Source organism: Bradyrhizobium cosmicum (genome assembly GCF_032290525.1).
GTDB lineage: Bacteria > Pseudomonadota > Alphaproteobacteria > Rhizobiales > Xanthobacteraceae > Bradyrhizobium > Bradyrhizobium cosmicum_A.
The window spans coordinates 1-457 of record NZ_JASXTA010000086.1 but is presented as its reverse complement, the minus strand read 5'-3'; the positions used below and the strand labels follow the sequence as shown (position 1 = coordinate 457).

At 61.3% G+C, this 457-nt stretch carries 1 pseudogene; it reads left to right on the top strand.

From position 1 onward, the window contains the following. Positions 1-2 precede the first annotated feature (2 nt). Positions 3-457 (top strand): annotated as a pseudogene (locus QSV46_RS39150) (IS630 transposase-related protein); the annotation flags it as partial.

The following is a 457-nucleotide window of genomic DNA, read 5'->3' as shown; positions in this document are numbered from 1 at the left end:
GGATGGGCAAGCCTTACTCTCTTGATCTGCGGAAGCGCGTGGTGGCGGCGATTGAGGGCGGAATGTCCCGCAATCAGGCCGCCAAGCAGTTTGGAGTGGCGATCAGCACAGCGATCGGCTGGATGAAGCGGGTCGATGAGACCGGCAGCGTTGCTCCTGGCCAGATGGGCGGCCACAAGCCGAAGGCGGTTTCGGGAGACCACGCGGTCTGGCTGTCGCAACGGATCAAGGACGGCGACTTCACCATACGCGGGCTCGTTGCCGAGCTTGCCGGTCGTGGTCTGAAGGTCGACTATCACTCGGTGTGGGACTTCGTGCATGCCGAGAAGTTCAGCTTCAAAAAAAAGCATGGTGGCTGGCGAACGCGATCGTCACGACGTGGCACGACGGCGAGCCCAGTGGACAAAGTACCAAGGTCGCGTCGAAGCTGAGCGGCTGGTCTTTATCGACGAGACCT